The organism is Bacillus cereus (genome assembly GCF_002567495.1).
Lineage (GTDB): Bacteria > Bacillota > Bacilli > Bacillales > Bacillaceae_G > Bacillus_A > Bacillus_A cereus_AQ.
In genome coordinates this window covers 33,558-58,321 of sequence record NZ_NVAP01000041.1, presented here as the reverse complement: position 1 = coordinate 58,321, position 24,764 = coordinate 33,558, and the positions used below count along the sequence as shown (strand labels likewise).

Genomic DNA, 24,764 nt, shown 5'->3' with positions numbered 1-24,764 from the left:
GGACGTCGCCAAGCAACTAAGACACGAGTCAAATGACTCGTGTTTTTTCGTGTTTTCTTTTATAATCCATAGTAATTAAAAAATGTGCTTAAATAATTACTATTTTGATTAAAGGTAGGGGAATGTGGCTAGGATAGTGAATAAGCAAAAGAGTTGCAAATTTTATTAATACGTATATAATTAAAGTCAAAGATAGTCAAAGTCAATAAAGGTGGCGGATAAATGAGAAATATATCTGATATCATTGAGCAATATCTAAAGCAAGTTATTGACTTAAGCAATAATAATGTGATTGAAATCAAGAGAAATGAGATTGCGGATCGATTCGAGTGCGTACCATCTCAAATCAATTATGTAATCAATACCCGTTTTACGTTAGAAAGAGGATTTGTAGTAGAAAGTAAACGTGGTGGAGGAGGTTACATTCGCATTATAAAAGTCAAACTGCATGACGATATAGATATTATTGATCAAATGCTTCATATGATTGATCATAGCGTTGCGCAAGGGAATGCAGAAAGTATGATTATACGTTTAATAGAAGAGGGAATCATAACAAATCGTGAAGCGAAACTGATGTTAAGCGTAATAGATCGTTCTGTATTATCAATGGATGTTCCTTCTCGAGATGAACTTAGGGCTCGAATATTATGCGCAATGTTAAGAACACTGAAATATAAATAAATATAGCTTTTGTAAAAGAACGATAACATAAGATAAAGCAGTTAAATATTGTAGAAGTTTTGAAAAAGAACATGCACTTTTATTTAAATGGATTCAGGAAAGCGAACAATCTAGTAATGTATGAAAAGTACCATGAGATAGAGCGTTCCTGTTGTAAAGGTGGGGATAGTGATGACTTGTCAAAACTGTAATATAAGACCAGCAACTTTACATTATACAAAAGTAATTAACGAGAAGAAGGCGGAAGTTCATCTTTGTGAGCAATGTGCAGAGCAAAGTGGCTATACGTCTTTCTTTCAATCATCGCAGTCTAATTTTTCATTTCATGATTTATTTGCTGGTTTATTACACGGTGAATCAACAATGTTTGAAGAAGGAAAAAATGGATTTTCAAATGCAGATATAGTAAGGTGTCCAGATTGTAAGATGACATATGAACAATTTACAAAAGTGGGACGCTTTGGCTGTTCTTCTTGTTACGATACATTTAAGGAGCATTTAAAGCCATTATTAAAACGTCTTCACGGTGGGCATACAGATCATTGTGGAAAAATTCCGGAACGTATAGAAGGAAATATCCACTTAAAGAAAGAATTAGATGAACTAAAACTCATTCTGAAACAATACGTGCAGAAAGAGGAATTTGAGAAAGCTGCAGAGGTAAGAGATAAGATTCGAGGTCTTGAAATGCAGCTTAGTGAGCATAGAGAGGGGGAATAGTTCTATGTCACTGGACAAAATTATGAATGAAGCGATTAGTCCATGGATGAAGGGGGATGGCCCTGATTCTGATATTGTTTTAAGTAGTCGAATTCGTTTGGCTCGTAATTTTAAACAATATCAATTTTCCACTATGCAAAGCGAAGAAGAAGCTAGACAGATTCATGAATTATTTAAAAAGAAATTTATAAATAAAGCAGTAGGCTCCTTTGGGGAGTTTGGACTATTAAAGATGAATGAATTAACCCCTCTTCAAAGGAGAGTTTTAGTCGAAAAGCATTTAATTAGTCCAAATCTTGCAGGGACAGAATATGGAGCATGTCTACTATCAGAAAGTGAACATATTAGTGTTATGCTTAATGAAGAAGACCATATTCGGATCCAGTGCTTATTTTCAGGATTACAGTTATCAGAGGCGCTTCAAAGTGCCAATCAAATAGATAATTGGATTGAGAAAGAAGTTGAATACGCTTTTGATGAATCACTTGGATATATTACGAGTTGTCCTACTAACGTTGGCACAGGGTTAAGAGCTTCTGTGATGATTCATTTACCAGGACTGGTTTTAACAAAAAGAATTAGCCGTATTATACAAGTAATTCAAAAATTAGGGTTAGTAGTAAGAGGAATATACGGTGAAGGTAGCGAAGCGTTAGGTAATATATTTCAAGTGTCAAATCAAATGACGCTAGGAAAGTCTGAAGAAGATATTATTGCAGATTTAAGGAGTGTCGTTCAACAAATTATACAGCAAGAAAAAATGGCTAGAGAATTAATTGTACAAAATTCAAGTATTGAACTTGAAGATAAGGTGTATCGTTCTTACGGCATACTAGCAAACAGTCGTTTAATTCAATCTGCAGAAGCAGCCAATTGCTTATCAGATGTACGACTTGGTATTGATCTAGGATATATAAAAGGTATATCGAGAAATATTTTGACTGAGCTAATGGTTCTTACGCAACCAGGTATTTTACAACAATACGCAGGCGGACCTTTAGGACCAGAAGAAAGAGATTATCGAAGAGCAACCTTAATCCGTGAGCGATTACGTATTGAAAAAAACTAAGCGCAAGTAGGAGGCGATTTCTATGATGTTTGGAAGATTTACAGAAAGAGCACAGAAAGTATTAGCTTTATCTCAAGAGGAAGCAATTCGCATTGGGCATAATAATATTGGAACAGAACATATTTTACTTGGGCTTGTACGCGAAGGTGAAGGAATTGCAGCAAAAGCGTTAATTGCTCTTGGATTAAGTCCAGAGAAAGTTCAAAAAGAAGTAGAAGCGTTAATTGGGCGTGGAACAGAAGCTTCTCAAACTGTACATTATACACCTCGTGCTAAAAAAGTTATTGAATTATCTATGGATGAAGCGCGTAAGCTAGGCCATTCTTACGTTGGAACAGAACACATTTTACTCGGTTTAATCCGTGAAGGTGAAGGTGTAGCGGCACGTGTTTTAAATAATTTAGGTGTAAGTCTAAATAAAGCAAGACAACAAGTGTTACAACTTCTTGGGAGTAATGAAGCTAGTTCAGGTCATCAAGGTGGTTCTGCAACAAACGCAAATACACCGACACTTGACAGTTTAGCAAGGGACTTGACAGTTGTTGCCCGTGAAAATCGCTTAGACCCTGTTATTGGACGTGGTAAAGAAATTCAACGTGTAATTGAGGTATTAAGCCGTAGAACGAAAAACAACCCAGTATTAATTGGTGAGCCTGGTGTAGGTAAAACGGCAATTGCAGAAGGATTAGCACAGCAAATTGTAAATAATGAAGTTCCTGAAACGTTAAGAGATAAGCGTGTTATGACACTAGACATGGGTACAGTGGTAGCTGGAACGAAATATCGCGGTGAATTTGAAGATCGTTTAAAGAAAGTGATGGATGAAATCCGCCAAGCAGGCAATATTATTCTATTTATTGATGAGCTTCATACATTAATTGGTGCAGGTGGAGCAGAAGGTGCAATCGATGCATCGAATATTTTAAAACCATCTTTAGCACGTGGAGAGTTACAATGTATTGGGGCAACAACTTTAGATGAGTATCGTAAATATATTGAAAAAGACGCGGCTTTAGAAAGACGTTTTCAACCAATTCATGTTGATGAGCCAAGTTTAGAAGAATCGATTCAAATCTTGAAAGGTTTACGTGATCGTTATGAGGCGCATCACCGTGTATCTATTACAGATGATGCTATTGATGCAGCTGTAAAACTTTCAGATCGTTATATTACAGATCGATTTTTACCGGATAAAGCAATTGATTTAATTGATGAAGCTGCTTCAAAAGTTCGCTTACGTTCGTATACAACACCACCAAACTTAAAAGAGCTTGAAGTGAAGCTTGAGGAGATTCGGAAAGAAAAAGATGCGGCTGTACAAAGCCAAGAATTTGAAAAGGCTGCATCCTTACGTGATATGGAACAACGCTTACGTGAGAAGTTAGAAGATACAAAGCGTCAATGGAAAGAGCAACAAGGAAAAGAAAATTCAGAGGTTACGGTAGAAGATATTGCAAATGTCGTTTCTACATGGACGCGTATCCCAGTTTCTAAACTTGCACAAACAGAGACTGATAAATTATTAAACTTAGAATCCATTCTTCATGATCGTTTGATTGGCCAAGATGAAGCGGTAGTAGCTGTAGCAAAAGCTGTTCGTCGTGCAAGAGCAGGATTGAAAGATCCGAAACGCCCAATTGGTTCATTTATTTTCTTAGGGCCAACAGGCGTAGGTAAAACAGAACTTGCAAGAGCACTGGCAGAATCTATGTTCGGTGATGAAGATGCAATGATTCGCATCGATATGTCAGAGTACATGGAGAAGCATTCTACTTCCCGTTTAGTTGGTTCTCCTCCAGGATATGTTGGATATGAAGAAGGTGGACAATTAACAGAGAAAGTTCGTCGCAAGCCATATTCGGTTGTCTTATTAGATGAGGTAGAGAAAGCTCATCCGGATGTGTTTAATATTTTACTACAAGTGTTAGAAGATGGTCGTTTAACAGATTCTAAAGGACGTACAGTTGATTTCCGTAATACGATTGTTATTATGACGTCTAACGTTGGGGCAGATGCATTAAAACGTAATAAGTATCTTGGATTTAACGTACAAGATGAGAGCCGCGATTATTCGGATATGAAAGGTAAAGTAATGGATGAGCTGAAAAAGGCATTTCGTCCAGAATTCTTAAACCGTATTGATGAAATTATCGTATTCCATATGCTTGAGAAAAAACATATTCAAGAAATTGTAACTCTTATGGTAAATCAGTTAGTGAAGCGCTTAAAAGAACAAGAAATCGAATTGCACTTAACAGAAGGGGCAATTTCAGCTATTGCTGATAAAGGATTTGATCGTGAGTACGGTGCTCGTCCGCTTCGTAGAGCAATCCAGAAACATGTAGAAGATAGACTATCAGAAGAACTTTTAAAAGGTGCTATTGAGAAAGGACAAAAAGTTATCTTTGATGTAGAAGGAGAATCATTTGTCATTCATAGTGCGGAAAAGGTAAAATAAGTATAGACAAACAAAGAGGGCTACGCGATAGTCCTCTTTGTTGTACGAGAAGGATAAACGTTTATAGACGAAAGTGAAGTGAACTATAAAAAGATATGGCTAAAAAGAAAACGAAATTTATATGTCAAGAATGTGGTTATCAGTCACCGAAATATATGGGTAAATGTCCTGGATGTGGTCAATGGAATACACTTGTTGAAGAGATGGAACCAGTTGTATCATCAAGGCGCCTTAATTACGCGAATGCAATTCAAACGGAAGTAACAAAACCAAGACGTCTTACTGAAGTAGAAACAAAGTCTGAAGCACGTATTGAAACGGAATTTCAAGAGTTTAACCGTGTGCTTGGTGGCGGAATTGTAGATGGGTCCTTAGTACTTATTGGTGGAGACCCTGGGATTGGAAAATCAACATTACTATTACAGATTTCATCGCAATTAGCAGATTCTTCATATGATGTATTATACATATCGGGTGAGGAGTCGGCAAAGCAGATTAAACTTCGTGCAGATCGTTTGCATGTAAAGGGTAGCAATCTATTTGTTGTAGCAGAGACAGACCTGCAGCGTATTGCAGCACATATTGAAGAGATGAATCCAGCTTTTGTTGTTATTGATTCTATTCAAACGATACATTTACCTGAAGTGACGTCAGCCCCAGGAAGTGTGGCACAAGTACGTGAATGTACAGCAGAATTAATGAAACTTGCAAAAACAAAGGGAATCCCAATTTTTATCGTAGGACATGTGACAAAAGAAGGGGCAATTGCGGGACCGCGTATGCTAGAACATATGGTCGATGCAGTTCTTTACTTTGAAGGAGACCGACACCATACATATCGTATTTTACGAGCTGTGAAGAACCGTTTTGGTTCCACGAATGAAATGGGTATCTTTGAAATGAAAGAGCTTGGTCTTGCGGAAGTTTTAAATCCTTCTGAAATCTTCCTTGAGGAAAGGCCGGTTGGTGTTGCAGGATCAACAGTAGTTGCTTCAATGGAAGGAACAAGACCGGTTTTAGTAGAAATACAAGCATTAATCTCCCCTACTAGTTTTGGAAACCCTCGAAGAATGGCGACGGGAATTGATCATAACCGTGTTTCACTTATTATGGCAGTATTAGAAAAAAGAACAGGTTTACTATTGCAAAATCAAGATGCATATTTAAAAGTAGCTGGTGGTTTGAAATTAGACGAACCGGCAATTGATTTAGCGGTGGCTTTAAGTATAGCCTCAAGTTTTAGGGATAAATCTACGGCACCAACTGATGCAGTAATAGGAGAAGTAGGCTTAACTGGAGAAATAAGAAGAGTATCAAGAATCGAACAACGTGTACAAGAAGCGGCTAAATTAGGATTTCAACGTGTTATTATTCCTAGAAAAAACTTAGGAGGATGGACAATTCCGGATGGGATTGAGGTTGTGGGTGTTTCTAATTTAGGAGAAGCGCTTCGTTTGACATTAGGAGGCTAGGCTATGGAAGAAAATAAGCAACGTGTCAAAAGTATGATTAATATTTTACAGCTCGTGGCCCCAGGAACACCATTGCGCGAAGGGATAGATAATGTACTTCGCGCGCAAACAGGGGGACTAATTGTTCTTGGATATAATGAGCAGATTAAAAGTATTGTTGATGGTGGTTTTCACATAAATTGTGCATTCTCTCCTGCTAGTTTATATGAATTAGCAAAAATGGACGGGGCACTTATTTTAAATGAAACGGGAAGTAAAATTTTAATAGCGAATGCACAGTTAGTTCCAGAGGCATCTATTGATTCTATTGAAACAGGTATGCGTCACCGAACAGCAGAACGTGTAGCGAAGCAGACTGGCAGTCTTGTTGTGGCCATTTCACAAAGACGTAACGTAATTACGCTATATCAAGGGAACTTACGTTATACACTAAAAGATATAGGGGTTATTTTAACAAAGGCAAATCAAGCTATTCAAACGTTAGAAAAATATAAGGCTGTATGGAATGATGGTATTACGAATTTGGGCATTCTAGAATTTGAAGAAGTCGTTACAATGTCCGAGGTAGTTCACGTTTTACATAGTGTTGAAATGGTACTGCGTATTAAAAATGAAATATTGAGCTATATTCATGAGCTAGGAACAGAAGGTAGGTTAATCCGTTTACAACTTACAGAACTACTAGCTGATTTAGAGGCAGAGGCAGCATTATTAATTAAAGATTATCACCAGGAGAAAACACAAGACCATCATCAAATTTTGAAAAAGTTACAGGATCTTGCAAATACACAACTTTTAGAGGATAGTGATTTAGTTAAATTACTTGGCTACCCAGGGCAAACCAGTTTAGAAGAAAGTGTGACACCAAGAGGATATCGAATCACAAGCAAAATCTCTCGTGTTCCGCCACTTATCATTGAAAATTTAATTAATCGATTCAAAACGTTGCAAGGTGTTTGTCGCGCGACTATTCATGAATTGGATGATGTGGAAGGAATTGGAGAAGTAAGGGCGAAGAAAATACGAGAAGGCCTAAAAAGAATTCAAGAGCATCTCTATATGAGTAGACACAATTAAGAATATTACATTGATTCTATAATATAACGACACTAGAACATTTTTGGTATATGATATGATATATTGGTAAATAAAACTATTTATAAAAAAACACGTCCGCTTTTGCATTCGGCGTTTTGATTAGCGAAACAATGGTTAATAATGAGTAGGAGGTGGTTGGATGTTAAAACGGATTGTACAGCTCTTCTTTCTAGTAATTGGGGGAGCGTTAGGGATTTACTTAATCCCAAAAGTTATTAATGTATTAGACATCGGTACTGTTCCTTTATTGGAAGGATCGTATGTTCGTGCAATTATTGGTGCAATTATTTTATTTTTAACAACATTTTGGCTTGTAGATTATATTGTTCAACTTATTAAGCATATTGAAGAGGCTCTTGTAAAGGCGCCTGTAGCAGATGTTTTATTTGGTACATTAGGGTTGATCTCTGGTCTCATTGTTGCATATTTAATTTTAATACCAATTCGTGAATTTACAATTCCAGTTATTAGCACGGTGTTGCAAGTGTTCTTTACTCTTTTACTTGGATATCTAGGATTCCAAGTAGGATTTAAAAAGAGGAATGAATTGCTAGGATTATTTACATTACCCCAACGCGGAGGTAAGAAGAAAAACAATAGTGAGAACGAAGAGACAGAGGTAGAAAAATCTACGGCTCATTGGAAAATTCTCGATACGAGTGTAATTATTGATGGACGTATTGCTGATATTTGCCAAACGAAGTTTTTAGAAGGAACAATTGTGATTCCACAATTCGTATTAGAAGAGCTTCAGCATATTGCCGATTCTTCCGATGCTTTAAAGCGTAATCGTGGTCGCAGAGGACTAGACATTTTAAATCGTATTCAAAAAGAGATGCCGATTCCGGTAGAAATTTATGAAGGCGATTTCGAGGATATCCAAGAGGTGGATAGCAAACTTGTAAAGTTAGCAAAAATCACCGGTGGAACTGTAGTAACGAATGATTTCAACTTAAATAAAGTTTCTGAATTACAAGGAGTAACGGTGTTAAACATTAATGATTTAGCTAATGCAATTAAACCAGTTGTACTCCCTGGCGAAGAATTAAATGTTTATGTTGTGAAAGATGGTAAAGAGCAAAACCAAGGCGTTGCGTACTTAGATGATGGTACGATGATTGTAGTAGAAGATGGTAGAGAGTATGTAGGTTCGCAACTTAATGTACTGGTTACTAGCGTATTACAAACATCGGCTGGTCGTATGATTTTCGCAAAACGTAAATTATTAGAAAAAGCATTATAAGTAGAGGATTATTAATATGTATACATTAATTATTCCGGCAGCCGGTCAAGGAAAGCGGATGGGCGCTGGCAAAAATAAGTTGTTCTTACTTATAAATGAAGTACCGATTATCGTGCATACATTACGTGCTTTTGAAAGAGATAAAGCGTGCCAAAGTATTGTTATGGCAATTAACGAAGAGGAACGCCCGTATTTTGAAGAATTAATGCAGAAGTATCCGATTGAAAAACAGGTACAATTTATTCAGGGCGGAGCTGAAAGACAAGATAGTGTATATAACGCGATTCAGCATGCGAGTGATGTTGAATATGTTCTTGTGCATGACGGAGCGCGCCCATTCGTAACGAATAAAGTGATTCAAGATGTATTAACAGCAGCAGAAAAATATGGAGCTTCCATTTGTGCAGTACCAGTAAAGGATACAGTTAAGAAAGTAGAGCAAGGTGTTGTTGTAGAAACGGTAGAACGATCTCAGCTTAAGGCTGTACAAACACCGCAAGGGTTCTCTGTTTCTCTTTTGTTAGAAGCTCATAGAAGTGCAAAACAGAGCTGTTTTCTTGGTACAGATGATGCAAGTCTCGTGGAACGCATTGGTAAGCAAGTAGGTGTAGTAGAGGGGAGTTACTATAATATTAAAGTGACGACTCCAGAGGATTTACTAATTGCTGAAAGTTTCCTTCATGTTCAGAAAAAATAGCCGTGATGGTGTATAACAAAGGAAAGCTCGGCAATGGCCGGGCTTTTCTTTGTAGGGATATCAATATAATATAGAGTTATAAAGCTCAGTGGTTTAGCTCAAGGAGGATGTAAAGAATGTTTCGAATTGGACAAGGTTTTGATGTGCATGAATTTGCGGAAGGTAGACCGTTAATTATTGGCGGAATTACAATTCCACACGAGAAAGGATTAATCGGTCATTCAGATGCAGATGTATTGTTACATACGATTGCTGATGCATGTTTAGGTGCCATTGCAGCAGGAGATATCGGAAAGCATTTTCCTGATACAGACCCAGCTTTTAAAGATGCAGATTCAGCTGTATTGTTACAAAAAGTTTGGGAATTTGTGCGTGAACAAGGTTACGAGTTAGGGAATTTAGATTGTACAATTATTGCTCAAAAGCCAAAAATGGCACCGCATATTGAAAGTATGCGTAAACGTATTAGTGAACTGTTAGAAACGTCTATAGATAACATTAATGTAAAGGCAACAACAACAGAGAAATTAGGATTTACAGGTAGGGAAGAAGGAATTGCTTCTCAAGCAGTGGTATTATTACAGAAAAAATAATGGTTTTTAATTCGTAAGATGGATAATCACATTTTTTTGTTGTACAATTATAGAATGTGTAGACATTAAGAATGGAAGGTGTACCAATTATGGAAAAGCAAGTGAGAGTGCGCTATGCGCCAAGTCCAACAGGACACTTACATATCGGAAATGCGCGTACGGCATTATTTAATTATTTATTTGCTCGTCATTTAGATGGCAAGTTTATTATTCGTATTGAAGATACTGATGTAAAACGTAACGTGGCTGGTGGAGAAGAAAGCCAATTAAAATACTTGAAATGGCTCGGTATGGACTGGGATGAAGGTGTTGATGTTGGTGGTGAATTTGGACCATATCGTCAAACAGAGCGTTTAGATATTTATAAAAAATTATATCTAGACTTATTAGAGCGTGGTTTAGCTTACAAATGTTATATGACAGAAGAAGAGCTAGAAGCAGAGCGTGAAGGACAAATTTCTCGTGGTGAAACACCTCGTTATGCAGGTAACCACCGTGATTTAACTGAAGAACAAATGAAAGAATTTGAAGCTGAGGGACGTATTCCGAGTATTCGTTTCCGTGTACCAGCTGATCGTGATTACACATTCAAAGATATCGTAAAAGACGAAGTTGCATTCCATTCAAATGATTTTGGTGATTTTGTTATCGTGAAAAAGGATGGAATCCCAACTTATAACTTTGCGGTAGCAGTAGATGATCACTTAATGGAGATTACACATGTACTTCGTGGTGATGATCATATTTCAAACACGCCAAAACAAATGATGATTTATGAAGCTTTCGGTTGGGATATCCCACAATTCGGTCATATGACTTTAATTGTAAATGAAAGTCGTAAAAAATTAAGCAAGCGTGATGAATATATTATTCAATTTATTGAGCAATATAAAGAACTTGGATATCTTCCAGAAGCAATCTTTAACTTTATTGCGCTATTAGGCTGGTCACCAGTAGGTGAAGAAGAAATCTTCTCTCAAGATGAGTTTATCAAAATGTTTGATGCAGCTCGTTTATCAAAATCACCTGCATTATTTGATTCTCAAAAACTAAAATGGATGAACAACCAGTATATGAAAAAGCAAGATTTAGATACGGTTGTAGAGTTAAGTTTACCGCATTTAGTGAAAGCTGGACGTGTAGGAGAAACTTTAAGTGAACAAGACCAAGCTTGGATTCGTGATGTGATTGCTTTATACCATGAACAAATGAGTTTTGGAGCTGAAATTGTAGAGCTTTCTGAAATGTTCTTTAAAGATCATGTTGATTATGAAGAAGAAGGACAAGAAGTATTAAATGGTGAACAAGTACCTGAAGTACTTCGTGCATTTGCTGGTCAAATAGAAGCTCTAGAAGCAATGGAGCCAGCGGCAATTAAGGCGGCAATTAAAGCAGTTCAAAAGGAAACAGGACATAAAGGTAAAAATTTATTTATGCCAATCCGTGTTGCAACTACAGGACAAACGCATGGTCCAGAGCTTCCGAATGCTATTGCACTTCTTGGAAAAGAAAAAGTTTTAAATCGTCTTCAAAAAGTAATTGGTTAACATTTTCTAGGTTTAGAAATATAATAAGTATACCTAAAACCTAATAAGGAAAAGCGACGAGAAGGAGAAGTAGAAAATCAGGCTTTTTACAGAGAGAACCACCTTTAGGCTGGGAGTGGTTTATAAGCGGATTTTTGAAATGCCCCTTCGAGTCTTCTGCTGAACAGCGAATTGTTTCGTGGGACGTCTTAGGACGCAAAGTAAGCAGAAGCGGTGCACACCGTTATCATGGATGAGTTTGAGGCTTTTTTTAAGCCTAAACAGAGTGGAACCGCGCTTAAAAGGCGTCTCTGTCAATATGACAGAGACGCCTTTTTTTTTATACCGTGTAAATAGGTATGAATATAGAATTTATCTCCTTATATAAAGAATTAGGGGATAAGTGATGAGTTAGGGGAGTTAGTTCGCTCGACAAAAAGCAGCCCATAAAGGGGAGGGAACACCGATGTTTAAGAGGCTTCGGGAAGATATTGAAGTCGTTTTTGAACAGGATCCAGCGGCAAGAGGTTATTTTGAAGTCATTTTAACTTACTCTGGATTACATGCAGTTTGGGCTCATCGAATTGCACATGCTTTTTATAAAAGGGATTTTTTCTTTCTTGCACGTTTTGTTTCACAAGTGAGTCGCTTTTTTACTGGCATTGAGATTCATCCAGGAGCAACTATTGGTCGACGCTTTTTCATAGACCATGGAATGGGAGTTGTAATTGGAGAAACTTGTGAAATTGGTGATAATGTAACAATTTATCAAGGGGTTACATTAGGTGGTACAGGGAAAGAAAAAGGAAAGAGGCATCCAACAATTCAGGATAATGTATTAATTGCGACGGGTGCTAAAGTCCTTGGTTCTATTACTGTGGGAGAGAATTCTAAAATCGGGGCAGGGTCTGTCGTATTAAAAGAAGTCCCTGCACATTCTACAGTTGTAGGTATACCTGGCCGAGTCGTTATTCAAAATGGAGTAAAGATTGGTCAAGAATTAAATCACTCTGACCTTCCGGATCCAATTTTTGATAAATTAAAGGCTATGGAAGTAGAACTTGATAAATTGAAGAAACAACTGGAAGTAAAGGTAGAAAGGAAGGATAAAAATGACTATTCACATTTATAATACGTTAACACGTCAAAAAGAAGAGTTTGTTCCATTAGAAGAAAATAAGGTAAAGATGTATGTATGCGGACCTACAGTTTATAACTACATTCATATTGGGAATGCAAGACCTCCTATGGTATTCGATACAGTACGTCGTTATTTAGAATATAAAGGATACGATGTGCAATACGTATCTAACTTTACGGACGTAGATGATAAATTAATTAAAGCGGCAAATGAATTAGGTGAAGATGTACCGACAATTGCTGATCGTTTTGTTGAAGCGTACTTTGAAGATGTAACAGCGCTAGGTTGCAAACACGCAACAGTTCATCCTCGTGTAACAGAAAATATGGATATCATTATTGAATTTATTCAAGAACTTGTAAATAAAGGGTATGCATATGAATCAGAGGGTGATGTGTACTTTAAAACGAAGGAATTCGAAGGTTACGGTAAATTATCACATCAACCAATCGCAGATTTACGTCACGGTGCTCGTATTGAGGTAGGGGAAAAGAAACAAGATCCTCTTGATTTTGCTTTATGGAAAGCTGCGAAAGAAGGAGAAATCTTCTGGGAAAGCCCTTGGGGGAAAGGACGTCCAGGGTGGCATATTGAATGCTCAGCGATGGCGCGTAAGTACTTAGGGGATACAATTGACATTCATGCTGGTGGTCAAGACTTGGCGTTCCCGCATCATGAAAATGAAATTGCGCAGTCGGAGGCATTGACTGGAAAAACGTTTGCACGTTACTGGATGCATAATGGATATATTAATATTAACAATGAGAAGATGTCTAAATCGCTTGGTAACTTTATTTTAGTTCACGATATCATTAAGCAATACGACCCGCAGTTAATTAGATTCTTTATGTTATCAGTACACTATCGTCATCCGATTAACTTTAGTGAAGATTTATTACAAAGTACGAATAATGGACTGGAAAGAATTAAAACAGCTTATGGAAACTTAAAGCATCGTATGGAAAGCAGTACGGATTTAACAGACCATAATGAGAAATGGTTAGCTGAAATAGAGAAATTCCAGACTGCATTTGAAGAGGCAATGAATGATGACTTTAACACTGCGAATGCAATTACCGAATTATACAATGTAGCCAATCATGCAAATCAATATTTACTTGAAGAGCATACATCTAAAGTTGTGATCGAAGCGTACGTAAAACAACTGGAAACGTTATTTGATATTTTAGGATTAGAATTAACACAAGAAGAATTGCTGGATGAAGAAATTGAAGAGCTTATCCAAAAGCGCATTGAGGCTCGTAAAAATCGTGATTTCGCATTGTCTGATCAAATTCGCGACGATTTAAAAGGACGTAATATTATTTTAGAAGATACCGCTCAAGGTACAAGATGGAAAAGAGGATAAGGATGATTGATGCAAAGCAATTAAACAGCTTAGCGTTAGCGTATATGGGTGATGCGGTATATGAACAATATATCCGCTATCACCTCCTTCAAAAAGGAAAGGTTCGCCCTAATCAATTACATCGCTTAGGGACGAGCTTTGTTTCAGCAAAAGCACAGGCGAAAGTTGTTTATCATTTATTAGAGACGGCATTTTTGACAGAGGAAGAAGAGGCGGTATTAAGAAGAGGGCGTAATGCAAATTCAGGTACAGTTCCGAAAAATACGGATGTACAAACATATCGACATAGTACAGCCTTTGAAGCGCTAATTGGTTATCATCATTTATTAAATAACCGTGAAAGATTAGACGAAATTGTATATAAGGCAATTGCAGTTTTAGAAGAAAAGGAAGGGGGCACATCATCATGAGTAGTGAATATATTATCGGACGTAACCCTGTAATTGAAGCGTTACGATCAGGGAGAGATATTAATAAAATTTGGATCGCAGAAGGTGCTGCCAAAGGACAAGTACAGATTGTACTAGCGTTAGCGAAAGAAAATAAGGTTATTCTACAACACGCACCAAAGAAAAAGTTAGATCAATTAGTTGAGGGTAATCACCAAGGTGTAATTGCTCAAGTAGCTGCATATCAGTATGCGGAGTTAGAAGATTTATTTAAAGTGGCAGAAAAACGTAATGAAGATCCATTCTTCTTAATTTTAGATGAGATTGAAGATCCACATAACCTAGGTTCTATTATGCGTACTGCTGATGCAACAGGAGCTCATGGGATTATTATTCCAAAGAGAAGAGCTGTGGGACTTACAGCGTCAGTTGCGAAAGCATCAACAGGAGCAATTGAATACATTCCTGTTGCGCGCGTAACAAACTTATCTCGCACAATTGATGAATTAAAAGAACGTGGACTTTGGATTGCTGGTACAGATGCCAAAGGGAAAACGGATTACCGTAATTTAGATGGTAAAATGCCGATTGGGTTAGTAATTGGTAGTGAAGGAAAAGGTATGAGTCGTATTATTGGTGAAAAGTGTGATTTCCTAATCACTCTACCGATGGTTGGTAAAGTTACATCCTTAAATGCTTCAGTAGCCGCAAGTTTGTTAATGTATGAGGTATATCGTAAACGTCACGAAATTGGTAAATAAAAGATGAACGATATTTTAATCGTTGACGGTTACAACATTATCGGAGCTTGGGGAGATTTGAAGAAACTACGGGATGTAGATTTGCAATCATCAAGAGATGCGCTTATTGATAAGATGGCGGATTATCAAGGTTATACAGGCACAAAAGTGATGATAGTCTTTGATGCCTATACAGTCCATGGTATTGAAAAAAAGATGAAACAATCTCGTGTGGAAGTAATATTCACACGAAAGAATCAAACTGCAGACGAAAAGATAGAGCAACTTGCGATAGAGCTTAGAAATATTAATACACAAATATATGTTGCGACTTCTGATTATACGGAACAATGGGTTATATTTGCGCAAGGTGCCCTTCGGAAATCCGCGCGTGAATTAGAGCTAGAAGTACAAGCGATGGAGCAACAAGTAAGAAGGCGTACAAAAGACACGAAAGAACAACAACCCGCCATGCGAAAGATATTTAGTAAAGATATTACAGAAAAATTAGAAAAATTAAGAAGAGGAGAGCGTTGAAGCATTGACGCTCTTTGCCTTTTTACTGTATAATATTGCTAAATAAATAGCGGTCGGAGGGATCAAGGTGGAAGCAGGCTTCGTAAGTGTAGGCGACGTTACATTTCGTGATTTAGAGGATGAGGCAATCGTTGAGTTAGTTCGAAAAGGTAATACTGACGCTCTAGAATATTTAATTCACAAATATAAGAACTTTGTTCGCGCGAAATCAAGATCTTACTTTTTAGTAGGTGCCGATCGAGAAGACATTGTTCAAGAAGGCATGATAGGGTTGTTTAAAGCAATTCGTGATTATAAAGAGGACAAGCTGTCTTCATTCAAAGCATTTGCTGAACTGTGTATCACTCGACAAATTATTACCGCTATTAAAACGGCAACAAGACAAAAGCATATTCCCTTAAATTCGTATGTGTCTTTAGATAAGCCGATTTACGATGAGGAATCTGATCGAACGCTATTGGATGTTATTTCTGAAGCGAAGGTAACTGATCCTGAAGAGATGATTATTAGCCAGGAAGAATATACAGACATAGAATCAAAAATATCTGAATTATTAAGCGATTTAGAAAGAAAAGTACTTTCTTTATATCTAGATGGGCGTTCTTATCAAGAGATTTCAGAACAGTTAAACAGGCATGTGAAATCTATCGATAACGCTTTACAGCGTGTGAAGAGGAAATTGGAACGATATATGGAAATGCGAGAAAGTACAACTTTAAATTCATAACAAATAACAAGTGCGACAGGTGTGAAATAAATCACCTGTTTTCTTTTGTAGAGAGTACAAAATGCATGTCATTGACATTGTCTTTTATTGTATGATACATTTTTAGGGACATAATGTTACAAGGTTGGTGTAACTAATGAGGAAAAAAGTTGTACTCTCATGTGAAGAGTGTAAAAATCGAAACTACTCTACTATGAAAGATACGAGCTCGATAGAGCGACTTGAAATAAAAAAGTTTTGTAAAACATGCAATCAGCATACAGTTCACAAGGAAACAAAATAAATAATTGAAATAATACACTGGAGGTCCCGCAGATGCGTTTAACGAACTTTTTCGGCGATGTAGGTCGCGAAATGAAAAAAGTAAGTTGGCCTAAAAAAGATGAATTACTCCGCTCAACAGCGACTGTTGTTGCTACAGTTGTGTTCTTTGCGATTTTCTTCGCAGTAGTTGATATGGGTATTTCTTCTTTAATTCGGTTAATTCTTGGTTAATTCTTGAATAAGAAGCACTTATCCATGATATAATGTTATTTATAAGAACTGTGTAAAAGCCCGGTGAACGGGTTTTTTCATTTGCGCAAAAAAATGCACGTCAGGGAGGGAAGGACGCTCGTCCTAAATGAATGGAAAAAAGTTGGTATGTTGTCCATACTTATTCTGGATATGAAAATAAAGTAAAAGCAAACCTAGAGAAGCGTGTAGAATCAATGGGTATGCAAGATAAAATTTTCCGTGTTGTTGTCCCGGAAGAAGTAGAAGTAGAAATGAAAAACGGAAAAGAAAAATTAATGAAAAGAAAAGTGTTCCCAGGTTATGTATTAGTAGAATTAATCATGACTGATGATTCTTGGTATGTTGTACGTAACACGCCGGGTGTAACTGGGTTCGTTGGTTCTTCTGGTTCTGGATCTAAACCATCACCTCTATTAGAAGAGGAAGTTGTTACCATTATGAAGCATATGGGAATGGATAACGAAGTGGTTGATTTCGACTTCGAACTTCATGAGACAGTACGTGTAAATGAGGGTCCATTCGCAGATTATACAGGTGCTATTGAAGAAATTGATGTGGAGAAGAAAAAGGTTAGCGTGCTTGTGGACATGTTTGGTCGCGAGACTCCAGTTGAACTTGACTTCCATCAAATTGAAAAATTATAAAATGAAACTTGAAATGAATTGTAAAAAGTGATAATATCTTTTAAGTCAGTACGTCTTCGTTATCGGAGACGTTTTTTGAAAGATTTTATCCTTACAGATAAAATATGACGTGGGAGGGCAAATCACTGTCCAATTGACCACATCACGGACTTAAGGAGGTGTGTCTCGTGGCTAAAAAGGTAATTAAAATGGTAAAGCTTCAAATTCCTGCAGGTAAAGCTAACCCAGCTCCACCAGTTGGTCCAGCATTAGGACAAGCAGGTGTTAACATCATGGGCTTCTGTAAAGAGTTTAACGCTCGTACAGCAGATCAAGCTGGTCTTATCATCCCTGTTGAAATTACGGTATTTGAGGACCGTTCATTCACTTTCATTACTAAAACTCCTCCTGCTGCTGTTCTTCTTAAGAAAGTAGCTGGTATTGAGTCTGGTTCTGGTGAACCAAACCGTAATAAAGTGGCAACTGTTAAGCGTGATAAAGTACGCGAAATCGCTGAAACTAAAATGCCTGACCTAAACGCTGCTAGCGTAGAAGCTGCAATGCGTATGGTTGAAGGTACTGCACGCAGTATGGGCATCGTTATCGAAGACTAATTCGATTTGTTTTTAAAAAAGGTTGCGGGTCTGGAATTCCAATTCGCAACCTTTATTATCGTAAATGATTATTGTTTTTAAATAAATGGATGGCGCTCATCCTCAGGTTATACCTGAAAACAGGCGTAAACGTGGGAGGTTATTCCGCTAAAACCACATTCGAGGAGGAAATAAAAATGGCTAAAAGAGGTAAAAAGTACGTAGAAGCTGCAAAGCTTGTTGATCGTGCATCTGCTTACTCTGCAACAGAAGCAGTAGAATTAGTAAAGAAAACAAACACAGCTAAATTTGATGCAACTGTAGAAGCTGCATTCCGTTTAGGTGTTGACCCTAAGAAAGCTGACCAACAAATCCGTGGTGCAGTTGTTCTTCCACACGGTACTGGTAAAGTACAACGTGTATTGGTATTCGCTAAAGGTGAAAAAGCTAAAGAAGCTGAAGCTGCTGGAGCTGACTTCGTAGGCGATACTGATTACATCGGTAAAATCCAACAAGGTTGGTTTGATTTCGATGTAGTAGTAGCAACTCCTGACATGATGGGTGAAGTTGGTAAACTTGGTCGCGTATTAGGACCTAAAGGTTTAATGCCAAACCCTAAAACTGGAACAGTTACTTTCGATGTAACTAAAGCTGTTAACGAAATCAAAGCTGGTAAAGTTGAATACCGCGTTGATAAAGCTGGTAACATCCACGTTCCAATCGGTAAAGTATCTTTCGAAGATGCTAAATTAGTAGAAAACTTCAAAACAATCGCTGACACTTTATTAAAAGTTAAGCCATCTGCTGCAAAAGGTACTTACATGAAGAACGTAACAGTTGCTTCTACAATGGGACCTGGCGTACGTGTAGACGTTTCTACATTAGCGTAAAAATTGGAAGTTGACTTCATGAAGAAGATTTAATATAATCATTTATGTTGTGAATTTAAATAGTGTACCGTAGACAGTAGGTGTCAATAGACTTAATTTCCTACCTAGGTGTTAATATACGAAACGGAATTTTTTTCTGTGACTATATGCCTCCATGTCTACAAGTTGGGCATGGAGGTTTTTAGTGCACTTTCGGTACATCTTCTATATAATCTACAGGAGGTGTAATAACATGAGCAAAGTAATCGAAACTAAACAACAAGTTGTAACTGAAATCGCGGACAAACTTCGTGCTAGTAAATCTACAATCGTTGTTGACTACCGTGGTTTAACGGTTTCTGAAGCAACAGAATTACGTAAAAACTTACGTGAAGCTGGCGTTGAGTTCAAAGTTTACAAAAACTCTCTAACTCGTCGTGCTGCAGAATCTGCTGAAATGGCTGAGTTAAATGAATTCTTAACAGGACCAAACGCAATCGCGTTCAGTAACGAGGATGTAGTTGCTCCTGCGAAAGTATTAAACGACTTCGCTACAAAACATGAAGCTTTAGAAATTAAAGCGGGCGTAATCGAAGGTAAACTTGTAACACTTGATGAGGTTAAAGCAATCGCTACTCTTCCATCACGTGAAGGCTTACTTTCTATGCTTCTTAGCGTTCTTCAAGCTCCAATCCGTAACCTTGCACTTGCTACTAAAGCAGTTGCAGACCAAAAGGAAGAGCAAGGCGCTTAATTTTTTAAAAGATAATTACTTGTTATCTATAAAACAATACAAACCTATTTAAGGGAGGATATTTACAATGACTAAAGAACAAATCATTGAAGCAGTTAAATCTATGACTGTATTAGAACTTAACGACTTAGTAAAAGCTATCGAGGAAGAATTCGGCGTAACTGCTGCTGCTCCTGTAGCTGTAGCTGGTGGCGCTGGTGAAGCTGCTGCTGAAAAAACTGAGTTTGACGTAGTACTTGCAAGTGCTGGCGCTCAAAAAATCAAAGTTATCAAAGCTGTACGTGAAATCACTGGTCTTGGCTTAAAAGAAGCTAAAGAATTAGTTGACAACACTCCAAAAGCAATCAAAGAAGGCGTTTCTAAAGAGGAAGCTGAAGAAATGAAAGCTAAACTTGAAGAAGTTGGCGCTGCTGTAGAAGTTAAGTAATTAACTTTTGATGCTTTAAAAAAAGCTCGCTCTCATGCGAGCTTTTTTTTTAACTGTAAAGAAAAGAGGTGGCCATATGGCAGACCATTATTTTTCTAACGACCCTTCTAGTAAAAGTGATCGTAAACGATGGGAATTTCCACTTCGTGGATCTCGATTTACTTTTTTATCTGACCGTGGGGTGTTTTCGAAAAACGAGGTGGACTTTGGTTCCCGTCTTTTAATTGAAGCGTTTCAAATGCCAGATATTAAAGGTGATATATTAGACGTAGGTTGTGGATACGGCCCTATTGGTTTGTCGTTAGCGAAAGAGTTTCAAGGTTGTGAAGTTCACATGGTGGATGTGAATGAAAGGGCGCTTGGGCTTGCAAAAGAAAATGCCGCTAATAACAGAATCGAGAATATACGTATTTTTCAAAGTAGCGTCTATGAAAATGTAGATGGCAAGTATGCTGCTATTCTATCTAACCCTCCAATTCGTGCGGGTAAAGATATCGTACATGAGATTTTAGAAAAAGCTGTGGAGTATTTAGTTCCAGGTGGAGAACTTTGGATTGTTATTCAAAAGAAGCAAGGTGCACCATCTGCGCTGAAAAAACTAGAAGAAGTATTTTCTGAAGTTGAGGTTGTAGAAAAGAAAAAAGGATATTATATCATAAAATCAAAAAAACGTTGACGGTTATTTTTGGCTATGTTAACATTATACAATGCCAATATATGATTTTCTGCGTTGAGAAAGATGTATATTTTTGTTTCTCTTGGAAAAGATAGTAAAATCAGTAGATTATGAAACAGAATGATGGTTTTCTTATAGAAGCCATTTTTCTTTTTTGAGCAGGTAGAAAGACTCAACGTATTTATCTTTAAGAGAAAAAGACTACGCTAATAGCAGTAGTTGTATTTATTTGTGATTTTGCACAAATTTTTTTGTGCATTTATAATACTCATGATTTGAGGGGTGAAGCAGTTGACAGGTCAACTAGTTCAATACGGACGCCACCGCCAACGAAGAAGTTATGCCCGTATTAGTGAAGTATTAGAGTTACCAAATCTTATCGAAATTCAAACCTCTTCTTATCAGTGGTTTCTTGATGAGGGTTTGCGAGAAATGTTCCAAGACATTTCTCCGATCGAAGACTTTACGGGAAATCTATCGCTTGAATTTATCGACTACAGCTTAGGTGAACCTAAATACTCTGTAGACGAATGCAAAGAGCGTGATGTGACGTATGCAGCACCACTTCGTGTAAAAGTGCGTCTAATCAACAAGGAAACTGGTGAAGTAAAAGAACAAGATGTGTTCATGGGAGATTTCCCACTCATGACAGAGACTGGAACATTCGTAATTAACGGTGCAGAACGTGTTATCGTTTCCCAGTTAGTTCGCTCTCCAAGCGTATACTATAGTGGCAAAGTGGATAAAAACGGAAAACGTGGTTTTACTGCTACTGTAATTCCAAACCGCGGAGCTTGGTTAGAGTATGAGACAGATGCTAAGGATGTTGTATATGTGCGTATTGACCGTACGCGTAAACTTCCTGTAACTGTTTTGTTACGCGCATTAGGGTTTGGCTCTGATCAAGAAATCACCGAGCTTTTAGGTGATAACGAATACTTAAGCAACACATTAGAAAAAGACAACACAGATAGCACAGAAAAAGCATTGCTTGAAATTTATGAGCGTCTACGTCCTGGTGAACCACCAACAGTAGAAAATGCGAAGAGCTTACTTGTGTCTCGTTTCTTCGATCCAAAGCGCTACGATTTAGCAAATGTAGGTCGCTATAAGATCAACAAGAAGTTACACATTAAAAACAGATTGTTTAATCAACGTTTAGCTGAAACATTAGTGGATCCAGAAACTGGTGAAATTTTAGCGGCAGAAGGAACAATCTTAGATCGTCGTACACTTGATCGCATTTTACCTTACTTAGAGAAAAACATTGGATTCAAAACAGCGAAACCAATGGGTGGAGTGGTAGAAGGCGATGTTGAGCTGCAATCTATTAAGATTTATGCTCCTGAGTCAGAAGGCGAACGCGTAATTAATGTAATTGGTAATGCAAACATTACTCGTGATGTGAAACACATCACACCAGGTGATATCCTTGCTTCTATCAGTTACTTCTTCAACCTACTATACAAAGTAGGGGATACAGATGATATTGACCATTTAGGAAATCGTCGTCTGCGTTCTGTTGGAGAACTATTACAAAATCAATTCCGTATCGGTCTTTCTCGTATGGAACGTGTTGTTCGTGAGAGAATGTCGATCCAAGATACAAATGCAATTACACCACAGGCGTTAATTAATATTCGTCCTGTTATTGCATCTATTAAAGAGTTCTTCGGAAGTTCTCAGTTATCTCAGTTCATGGACCAAACAAACCCATTAGCAGAGTTAACTCACAAACGAAGACTATCTGCATTAGGACCCGGTGGTTTAACGCGTGAGCGCGCAGGCTTTGAAGTACGTGACGTTCATTACTCTCACTACGGTCGTATGTGTCCGATTGAAACACCAGAGGGACCAAACATCGGTTTGATTAACTCATTATCTTCGTTCGCGAAAGTAAATGAGTTTGGTTTCATTGAAACACCATACCGTCGTGTTGACCCAGAAACTGGTCTTGTAACAGGGCAGGTTGATTACTTAACAGCAGATGAAGAAGATAACTATGTTGTAGCCCAAGCGAATATGAAATTATCTGATGAAGGTGAATTCCTAAGTGAAGATATCGTAGCTCGTTTCCGTGGTGAAAACATTGTCACAAATAGAGAACGCATCGACTACATGGATGTATCTCCAAAACAAGTAGTGTCGGCAGCGACAGCTTGTATTCCGTTCTTAGAAAACGATGACTCTAACCGCGCACTTATGGGAGCGAACATGCAACGTCAGGCGGTTCCGTTAATGAATCCGGAATCTCCGATTGTAGGTACAGGTATGGAGTACGTATCAGCAAAAGACTCAGGTGCTGCAGTAATCTGTAAATATCCTGGTGTTGTTGAGCGCGTAGAAGCACGTGAAGTTTGGGTACGTCGCTATGTAGAAGTTGACGGTCAAACAGTAAAAGGCGACTTAGATCGCTACAAAATGCAAAAATTCATTCGTTCTAACCAAGGAACTTGTTACAACCAACGTCCAATCGTAAGTGTTGGAAATGAAGTTGTAAAAGGTGAAATCCTTGCGGATGGTCCTTCTATGGAATTAGGTGAACTAGCACTTGGACGTAACGTGCTTGTTGGCTTCATGACTTGGGACGGTTATAACTACGAGGATGCGATCATCATGAGTGAGCGCCTTGTAAAAGATGATGTGTACACTTCTATTCATATTGAAGAATATGAATCAGAAGCTCGTGATACGAAGCTTGGACCAGAAGAAATTACACGTGACATTCCAAACGTTGGGGAAGACGCATTACGTAACCTTGACGAGCGCGGTATCATTCGCGTTGGTGCTGAAGTAAAAGATGGAGATTTACTTGTTGGTAAAGTAACACCTAAAGGTGTAACGGAATTAACAGCTGAAGAACGTCTATTACATGCTATCTTTGGAGAAAAAGCGCGTGAAGTACGTGATACATCACTACGTGTACCACACGGTGGTGGCGGTATTATCTTAGACGTAAAAGTATTCAACCGTGAAGATGGCGATGAATTGCCACCGGGCGTGAATCAACTTGTACGTGCATATATCGTTCAAAAACGTAAAATTTCTGAAGGTGACAAGATGGCCGGACGTCACGGTAACAAAGGTGTTATCTCTCGTATTTTACCAGAAGAAGATATGCCTTACTTACCAGACGGTACGCCAATCGATATCATGTTAAACCCATTAGGGGTACCATCTCGTATGAATATCGGTCAGGTATTAGAGCTTCATCTTGGTATGGCAGCAAGATACCTTGGCATTCACATTGCAACGCCAGTATTCGATGGTGCTCGTGAGGAAGATGTTTGGGGCACAATTGAAGAAGCTGGTATGGCAAATGACGCGAAAACAATCCTGTATGACGGACGTACTGGTGAACCATTCGATAACCGCGTATCTGTTGGTGTCATGTATATGATCAAACTTGCGCACATGGTTGACGATAAACTTCATGCTCGTTCTACTGGACCATACTCACTTGTAACGCAGCAACCTCTTGGAGGTAAAGCTCAGTTCGGTGGACAGCGTTTCGGTGAGATGGAGGTTTGGGCACTTGAAGCTTACGGTGCTGCTTATACTCTTCAAGAAATCTTAACAGTGAAGTCTGATGACGTTGTTGGACGTGTTAAGACGTATGAAGCAATTGTTAAAGGTGAAAATGTTCCAGAACCAGGAGTTCCTGAATCATTCAAAGTATTGATTAAAGAACTGCAAAGTTTAGGTATGGACGTTAAAATGATGTCAATCAACGACACAGAAATTGAAATGCGTGATACGGAAGATGACGATGATCATCAATCAGCAGATAAATTGAATGTTGAAGTTGAGACAACTAAGGAATAATTGGGATAACCTGTAGAC

Annotated in this window: 25 protein-coding genes and 2 other annotated features; all 25 genes read left to right on the top strand. The window is 38.0% G+C overall.

The annotated features are described in order from the left end of the window. The first annotated feature begins 222 nt into the window (after positions 1–222). The 25 genes from ctsR (at position 223) to rpoB (ending at position 24,746) form a co-directional block, all read left to right on the top strand. Positions 223–684, top strand: coding sequence for a transcriptional regulator CtsR (gene ctsR, locus COK05_RS20035; RefSeq protein ID WP_001244560.1), 462 nt, complete (start codon positions 223–225; stop codon positions 682–684). Between the two features lie 171 nt (positions 685–855). Then, positions 856–1,404 (top strand): UvrB/UvrC motif-containing protein, encoded by a 549-nt coding sequence (locus tag COK05_RS20030; protein ID WP_098613949.1) that lies wholly within the window; start codon positions 856–858, stop codon positions 1,402–1,404. A gap of 4 nt (positions 1,405–1,408) precedes the next feature. Further along, the gene (locus tag COK05_RS20025) at positions 1,409–2,473 is read left to right on the top strand and encodes a protein arginine kinase (protein ID WP_098613948.1); all 1,065 of its coding nucleotides are present in this window, start codon (positions 1,409–1,411) and stop codon (positions 2,471–2,473) included. Positions 2,474–2,495: 22 nt separating this feature from the next. After that, a complete protein-coding gene (clpC, locus tag COK05_RS20020; protein WP_098613947.1) occupies positions 2,496–4,931 on the top strand; it encodes an ATP-dependent protease ATP-binding subunit ClpC in 2,436 nt (811 codons plus the stop codon). Positions 4,932–5,026: 95 nt separating this feature from the next. Then, positions 5,027–6,403: a DNA repair protein RadA gene (gene radA, locus COK05_RS20015; protein WP_001085199.1), complete on the top strand. Its 1,377-nt coding sequence runs from the start codon at positions 5,027–5,029 to the stop codon at positions 6,401–6,403. A gap of 3 nt (positions 6,404–6,406) precedes the next feature. Beyond that, positions 6,407–7,480: a DNA integrity scanning diadenylate cyclase DisA gene (gene disA / locus COK05_RS20010; RefSeq protein ID WP_000392164.1), complete on the top strand. Its 1,074-nt coding sequence runs from the start codon at positions 6,407–6,409 to the stop codon at positions 7,478–7,480. 160 nt (positions 7,481–7,640) lie between these two features. After that, positions 7,641–8,744 carry a PIN/TRAM domain-containing protein gene (locus COK05_RS20005; protein ID WP_098613946.1) on the top strand — a complete coding sequence of 368 codons (1,104 nt, stop codon included), beginning with the start codon at positions 7,641–7,643 and terminating at the stop codon, positions 8,742–8,744. Positions 8,745–8,760: 16 nt separating this feature from the next. Further along, positions 8,761–9,441 carry a 2-C-methyl-D-erythritol 4-phosphate cytidylyltransferase gene (gene ispD, locus COK05_RS20000; protein WP_098613945.1) on the top strand — a complete coding sequence of 227 codons (681 nt, stop codon included), beginning with the start codon at positions 8,761–8,763 and terminating at the stop codon, positions 9,439–9,441. Between the two features lie 116 nt (positions 9,442–9,557). Continuing rightward, a complete protein-coding gene (ispF, locus tag COK05_RS19995; RefSeq protein WP_000488386.1) occupies positions 9,558–10,034 on the top strand; it encodes a 2-C-methyl-D-erythritol 2,4-cyclodiphosphate synthase in 477 nt (158 codons plus the stop codon). A gap of 89 nt (positions 10,035–10,123) precedes the next feature. Beyond that, entirely contained in the window at positions 10,124–11,581 is a 1,458-nt protein-coding gene (gene gltX / locus COK05_RS19990; protein ID WP_098613944.1) for a glutamate--tRNA ligase, read from the top strand. 47 nt (positions 11,582–11,628) lie between these two features. Continuing rightward, positions 11,629–11,876, top strand: a binding site (T-box leader). Positions 11,877–12,026: 150 nt separating this feature from the next. Then, positions 12,027–12,692: a serine O-acetyltransferase gene (gene cysE / locus COK05_RS19985; protein ID WP_000476495.1), complete on the top strand. Its 666-nt coding sequence runs from the start codon at positions 12,027–12,029 to the stop codon at positions 12,690–12,692. Then, a complete protein-coding gene (gene cysS / locus COK05_RS19980; protein ID WP_098613943.1) occupies positions 12,673–14,070 on the top strand; it encodes a cysteine--tRNA ligase in 1,398 nt (465 codons plus the stop codon). Before cysE ends, cysS begins: the two co-directional genes overlap by 20 nt. 2 nt (positions 14,071–14,072) lie before the next feature. Then, positions 14,073–14,480: a Mini-ribonuclease 3 gene (locus COK05_RS19975; RefSeq protein ID WP_000564261.1), complete on the top strand. Its 408-nt coding sequence runs from the start codon at positions 14,073–14,075 to the stop codon at positions 14,478–14,480. Beyond that, on the top strand, positions 14,477–15,220 hold the full coding sequence (gene rlmB, locus COK05_RS19970; RefSeq protein ID WP_000093762.1) for a 23S rRNA (guanosine(2251)-2'-O)-methyltransferase RlmB: 744 nt from the start codon (positions 14,477–14,479) through the stop codon (positions 15,218–15,220). Before COK05_RS19975 ends, rlmB begins: the two co-directional genes overlap by 4 nt. Before the next feature lie 3 nt (positions 15,221–15,223). Next, complete coding sequence (locus COK05_RS19965; RefSeq protein ID WP_098613942.1) at positions 15,224–15,736, top strand: NYN domain-containing protein; 513 nt, start codon at positions 15,224–15,226, stop codon at positions 15,734–15,736. 67 nt (positions 15,737–15,803) lie between these two features. Further along, a complete protein-coding gene (locus COK05_RS19960; RefSeq protein ID WP_000387198.1) occupies positions 15,804–16,463 on the top strand; it encodes an RNA polymerase sporulation sigma factor SigH in 660 nt (219 codons plus the stop codon). A gap of 136 nt (positions 16,464–16,599) precedes the next feature. Next, a complete protein-coding gene (rpmG, locus tag COK05_RS19955; protein WP_014481927.1) occupies positions 16,600–16,746 on the top strand; it encodes a 50S ribosomal protein L33 in 147 nt (48 codons plus the stop codon). A 32-nt stretch (positions 16,747–16,778) separates the two neighbouring features. Next, positions 16,779–16,958 carry a preprotein translocase subunit SecE gene (gene secE, locus COK05_RS19950; protein ID WP_001241323.1) on the top strand — a complete coding sequence of 60 codons (180 nt, stop codon included), beginning with the start codon at positions 16,779–16,781 and terminating at the stop codon, positions 16,956–16,958. A 131-nt stretch (positions 16,959–17,089) separates the two neighbouring features. Continuing rightward, positions 17,090–17,623, top strand: a complete 534-nt coding sequence (gene nusG, locus COK05_RS19945) for a transcription termination/antitermination protein NusG (RefSeq protein ID WP_000415794.1) — start codon at positions 17,090–17,092, stop codon at positions 17,621–17,623. Between the two features lie 167 nt (positions 17,624–17,790). Beyond that, positions 17,791–18,216 carry a 50S ribosomal protein L11 gene (gene rplK / locus COK05_RS19940; protein ID WP_001085872.1) on the top strand — a complete coding sequence of 142 codons (426 nt, stop codon included), beginning with the start codon at positions 17,791–17,793 and terminating at the stop codon, positions 18,214–18,216. A gap of 176 nt (positions 18,217–18,392) precedes the next feature. After that, positions 18,393–19,085, top strand: coding sequence for a 50S ribosomal protein L1 (rplA, locus tag COK05_RS19935; protein ID WP_002094239.1), 693 nt, complete (start codon positions 18,393–18,395; stop codon positions 19,083–19,085). Positions 19,086–19,134: 49 nt separating this feature from the next. Continuing rightward, positions 19,135–19,278, top strand: a sequence feature (ribosomal protein L10 leader region). A gap of 39 nt (positions 19,279–19,317) precedes the next feature. Continuing rightward, positions 19,318–19,818 carry a 50S ribosomal protein L10 gene (gene rplJ, locus COK05_RS19930; protein WP_098613941.1) on the top strand — a complete coding sequence of 167 codons (501 nt, stop codon included), beginning with the start codon at positions 19,318–19,320 and terminating at the stop codon, positions 19,816–19,818. A gap of 67 nt (positions 19,819–19,885) precedes the next feature. Then, positions 19,886–20,245 (top strand): 50S ribosomal protein L7/L12, encoded by a 360-nt coding sequence (gene rplL, locus COK05_RS19925; protein WP_000159737.1) that lies wholly within the window; start codon positions 19,886–19,888, stop codon positions 20,243–20,245. 76 nt (positions 20,246–20,321) lie between these two features. Continuing rightward, positions 20,322–20,921 carry a class I SAM-dependent methyltransferase gene (locus tag COK05_RS19920; protein WP_098613940.1) on the top strand — a complete coding sequence of 200 codons (600 nt, stop codon included), beginning with the start codon at positions 20,322–20,324 and terminating at the stop codon, positions 20,919–20,921. A 291-nt stretch (positions 20,922–21,212) separates the two neighbouring features. Then, on the top strand, positions 21,213–24,746 hold the full coding sequence (gene rpoB, locus COK05_RS19915) for a DNA-directed RNA polymerase subunit beta (protein WP_098613939.1): 3,534 nt from the start codon (positions 21,213–21,215) through the stop codon (positions 24,744–24,746). Positions 24,747–24,764 lie beyond the last annotated feature (18 nt).

Bases quoted from the DNA above. Each gene is read 5' to 3' on its own strand.
- rplL (WP_000159737.1), top strand. From the start codon at position 19,886: ATGACTAAAGAACAAATCATTGAAGCAGTTAAATCTATGACTGTATTA.
- rpmG (WP_014481927.1), top strand. From the start codon at position 16,600: ATGAGGAAAAAAGTTGTACTCTCATGTGAAGAGTGTAAAAATCGAAAC.
- disA (WP_000392164.1), top strand. From the start codon at position 6,407: ATGGAAGAAAATAAGCAACGTGTCAAAAGTATGATTAATATTTTACAG.
- COK05_RS19975 (WP_000564261.1), top strand. From the start codon at position 14,073: ATGATTGATGCAAAGCAATTAAACAGCTTAGCGTTAGCGTATATGGGT.
- ispD (WP_098613945.1), top strand. From the start codon at position 8,761: ATGTATACATTAATTATTCCGGCAGCCGGTCAAGGAAAGCGGATGGGC.
- rlmB (WP_000093762.1), top strand. From the start codon at position 14,477: ATGAGTAGTGAATATATTATCGGACGTAACCCTGTAATTGAAGCGTTA.
- cysE (WP_000476495.1), top strand. From the start codon at position 12,027: ATGTTTAAGAGGCTTCGGGAAGATATTGAAGTCGTTTTTGAACAGGAT.
- clpC (WP_098613947.1), top strand. From the start codon at position 2,496: ATGATGTTTGGAAGATTTACAGAAAGAGCACAGAAAGTATTAGCTTTA.
- rplJ (WP_098613941.1), top strand. From the start codon at position 19,318: ATGAGCAAAGTAATCGAAACTAAACAACAAGTTGTAACTGAAATCGCG.
- rplA (WP_002094239.1), top strand. From the start codon at position 18,393: ATGGCTAAAAGAGGTAAAAAGTACGTAGAAGCTGCAAAGCTTGTTGAT.
- ctsR (WP_001244560.1), top strand. From the start codon at position 223: ATGAGAAATATATCTGATATCATTGAGCAATATCTAAAGCAAGTTATT.
- secE (WP_001241323.1), top strand. From the start codon at position 16,779: ATGCGTTTAACGAACTTTTTCGGCGATGTAGGTCGCGAAATGAAAAAA.
- COK05_RS19965 (WP_098613942.1), top strand. From the start codon at position 15,224: ATGAACGATATTTTAATCGTTGACGGTTACAACATTATCGGAGCTTGG.
- COK05_RS20030 (WP_098613949.1), top strand. From the start codon at position 856: ATGACTTGTCAAAACTGTAATATAAGACCAGCAACTTTACATTATACA.
- COK05_RS20005 (WP_098613946.1), top strand. From the start codon at position 7,641: ATGTTAAAACGGATTGTACAGCTCTTCTTTCTAGTAATTGGGGGAGCG.
- nusG (WP_000415794.1), top strand. From the start codon at position 17,090: ATGGAAAAAAGTTGGTATGTTGTCCATACTTATTCTGGATATGAAAAT.
- COK05_RS20025 (WP_098613948.1), top strand. From the start codon at position 1,409: ATGTCACTGGACAAAATTATGAATGAAGCGATTAGTCCATGGATGAAG.
- radA (WP_001085199.1), top strand. From the start codon at position 5,027: ATGGCTAAAAAGAAAACGAAATTTATATGTCAAGAATGTGGTTATCAG.
- COK05_RS19920 (WP_098613940.1), top strand. From the start codon at position 20,322: ATGGCAGACCATTATTTTTCTAACGACCCTTCTAGTAAAAGTGATCGT.
- cysS (WP_098613943.1), top strand. From the start codon at position 12,673: ATGACTATTCACATTTATAATACGTTAACACGTCAAAAAGAAGAGTTT.
- gltX (WP_098613944.1), top strand. From the start codon at position 10,124: ATGGAAAAGCAAGTGAGAGTGCGCTATGCGCCAAGTCCAACAGGACAC.
- ispF (WP_000488386.1), top strand. From the start codon at position 9,558: ATGTTTCGAATTGGACAAGGTTTTGATGTGCATGAATTTGCGGAAGGT.